This window comes from Mesorhizobium sp. M2C.T.Ca.TU.002.02.1.1, assembly GCF_003997225.1.
The window spans coordinates 1-3,166 of record NZ_RZTO01000720.1; the positions used below are offsets into that span (position 1 = coordinate 1).

General features: G+C 64.8%; 3 protein-coding genes. All 3 read right to left on the reverse strand.

Annotated elements, in window-relative coordinates; translation table 11 throughout:
- The coding region (locus EOD07_RS28250) for an FAD-dependent oxidoreductase (protein ID WP_127237718.1) at positions 1-549 on the reverse strand (549 nt) is incomplete at its 3' end.
- Between the two features lie 38 nt (positions 550-587).
- Positions 588-1,895 (reverse strand): type III glutamate--ammonia ligase, encoded by a 1,308-nt coding sequence (gene glnT, locus EOD07_RS28255; protein ID WP_127237719.1) that lies wholly within the window; start codon positions 1,893-1,895, stop codon positions 588-590.
- 36 nt (positions 1,896-1,931) lie between these two features.
- The coding region (locus EOD07_RS28260; protein WP_164772607.1) for an FMN-binding glutamate synthase family protein at positions 1,932-3,166 on the reverse strand (1,235 nt) is incomplete at its 5' end.

Here is a 3,166-nt window from a genome sequence, read left to right on the forward strand (position 1 = left end):
GTCATGCCGAGCCGTGCCGCCGCGCCGCTGCAGCAGTCCGCCTTGCACGGGAAAGCGCGCGTTGTCGAAGTTCAGGAACGGCAGCATCTTCCTGAGCGCTGCCTGGTCGAGCAACTCGGCGTCGATGCCGTTGATGCGCATGGTGTTGCCGCGCCGGGCGAAGGCGTCGCGCTGCGCGTCGGAATGGTAGAGGTTGATGACGCCGCGCTGGCTGACCATCGCGTTGTAGTTGAGGTCCTGCTCCATCCGCTCCCAAAGCTTCATCGACAATTCGTAGAAGCCGGTGTTGCCGGGCAGGCCGTAATTGGAGCGGATGATAGTGGTGTTGCGACCGGCATTGCCGGAGCCGATCCAGCCTTTTTCCAACACCGCGACATTGCGGATGCCGAACTCGCTGGCCAGGAACCAGGCGGTGGCGAGGCCGTGCCCGCCGCCGCCGATGATGACTACGTCGTAGCGGTCCTTGGGTGCCGCGTCGCGCCAGGTGGGCTGCCAGTTCTTGTGGCCGGAAAGAGCGGCGCGGGCGAGCGAGAAGATCGAATATTTCATTGCGTCATTCCGAGGCCGCTCACCCGCAACGATGGATTTCAGATATCCAGCGTGTGGTCGCGCTCCCACTGCGTGAAGTGCGAAGCATAGGAATTCCATTCCTGCTGCTTGAGCTTTAGGTATGCCGACGAAAATTCCTCACCCAGCGCCGCCTTGAGCGATTTGTCGTTGTCGAACTCGCGCAGCGCGTCGAGCAGGTTGAGCGGCAGTTTCGGCGCATCCGTCACCGTATGCCCGAACTGATACATGTCGATGTCGTAGCGCTTGCCGGGATCCGCCTTTGAGCGAATGCCGTCGAGGCCGGCGGCGATGATCACCGCCTGCAGCAGATAAGGGTTGGCGGCACCGTCCGGCAGGCGCAGCTCGAAGCGTCCGGGTCCCGGCACGCGCACCATGTGGGTGCGGTTGTTGCCGGTCCAGGTCACCGTGTTCGGCGCCCAGGTCGCGCCGGAAATGGTCCGCGGCGCGTTGATGCGCTTGTAGGAATTGACCGTCGGATTGATGATCGCGGCAAGCGCCGAGGCATGCTTCATGATGCCGCCAAGGAAGTTCCTGCCCTTGGCGGACAGGCCGAGCTCTTCCGAATTGTCGGCAAACACGTTGGTCTTGCCGGTCTCGTCCCACACCGAGATATGCGCGTGACAGCCATTGCCGGTCAGGCCCTGGAAGGGCTTGGGCATGAACGTCGCGCGCAGGCCGTGCTTCTCCGCGATCGACTTGACCATGAACTTGAAGAAGGAGTGCTTGTCGGCGGTCGCCAGCGCGTGATCGAAGGTCCAGTTCATCTCGAACTGGCCGTTGGCGTCCTCGTGGTCGTTCTGGTACGGGCCCCAGCCGAGCGCCAGCATATGGTCGCAGATCTCGGCGATGACGTCGTAGCGGCGCATCACCGCCTGCTGGTCGTAGCAGGGCTTCGAGGCTGTGTCGTATTCGTCGGAGATCGCCTTGCCGTCGGGCGAGATCAGGAAGAACTCGGCCTCGACGCCGGTCTTGACATGCATGCCGTCGCGGGCGGCTTCATCGATCACCCGTTTCAGCGTGTTGCGCGGCGCCTGGTCGACGAGCTTGTCGTCCATCACGCAGGTGGCCGCCACCCAGGCAACCTCTGGCTTCCAGGGCAACTGGATCACCGAATCCGGATCCGGCACGGCCAGCATGTCCGGGTGCGCCGGCGTCAGGTCGAGCCATGTCGCGAAACCGGCGAAGCCCGCACCATCCTTCTGCATGTCGGCGATCGCCTGCGCCGGCACCAGCTTGGCGCGCTGCCCGCTGAACAGGTCGGTGTAGGAGATCATGAAGTATTTGACGCCGTTCTCCTTGGCGAATGCGGCGAGATCGTTCCCCATTATAGTTCCTCGCTTATGTGGTCTTGAAAGTCTGTCTTAGAAGCCGTTCTTCCCCGGTATCCAGTTGGTGCCGGCCAAAGGCACGCCGGCCATGGCGGCGGCTTCGATCGAGAGCGCGACGAGATCCTCGGGCTCGAGATTGTGCAGGCTGTTTTTGCCGCAGGCGCGGGCAATCGTTTGCGCTTCCAGCGTCATCACCTTGAGGTAGTTCGCCAGCCGCCGTCCGGCCGCGATCGGGTCGACCCGCTTCATCAATTCGGGGTCCTGGGTGGTGATGCCGGCCGGGTCCTTGCCTTCGTGCCAATCGTCATAGGCGCCAGCGGTGGTGCCGAGCGCGTTGTACTCCGCCTCCCAGCGCGGATCGTTGTCGCCCAGCGCGACGAGCGCCGCCGTGCCGATCGACACCGCATCGACGCCGAGCGCCAGCGCCTTGGCGACATCGGCGCCGTTGCGGATGCCGCCGGAGACGATCAACTGCACCTTGCGGTGCATGCCGAGGTCCTGCAGCGCCTGCACCGCCGGCCTGATGCAGGCAAGCGTCGGCTGGCCGACATTCTCGATGAACACTTCCTGGGTCGCGGCCGTGCCGCCCTGCATGCCGTCGACCACGACGACGTCGGCGCCGGCCTTCACCGCGAGCGCGGTGTCGTAATAGGGCCGCGCCCCGCCGACCTTGACATAGATCGGCTTTTCCCAGTCGGTGATCTCGCGCAGCTCGAGGATCTTGATCTCGAGATCGTCCGGCCCGGTCCAGTCGGGATGGCGCGAGGCCGAGCGCTGGTCGATGCCCTTGGGCAACGTGCGCATCTCGGCGACGCGATCGGAAATCTTCTGTCCCAGCAGCATGCCGCCGCCGCCGGGCTTGGCGCCCTGGCCGACCACCACCTCGATGGCGTCGGCGCGGCGCAGGTCGCGCGGGTTCATGCCGTAGCGCGAGGGCAGGTACTGATAGACCAGCGTCTTGGAATGACCTCGCTCCTCCTCGGTCATGCCGCCGTCGCCGGTCGTGGTCGAGGTGCCGGAAAGCGTGGCGCCGCGTCCGAGCGCCTCCTTGGCGGGGCCGGAGAGCGAGCCGAAGCTCATGCCGGCAATGGTGATCGGAATCTTCAGCTCGATCGGCTTTTTGGCATGGCGCGACCCCAGCACCACGTTCGTGTCGCAGCGCTCCCGATAGCCTTCGAGCGGATAGCGCGAGATCGAGGCGCCGAGGAACAGGAGGTCGTCGAAATGCGGAACCTTGCGCTTCGCGCCGGCGCCGCGGATGTCATAGA

Bases quoted from the DNA above. Each gene is read 5' to 3' on its own strand.
- glnT (WP_127237719.1), bottom strand. From the start codon at position 1,895: ATGGGGAACGATCTCGCCGCATTCGCCAAGGAGAACGGCGTCAAATAC.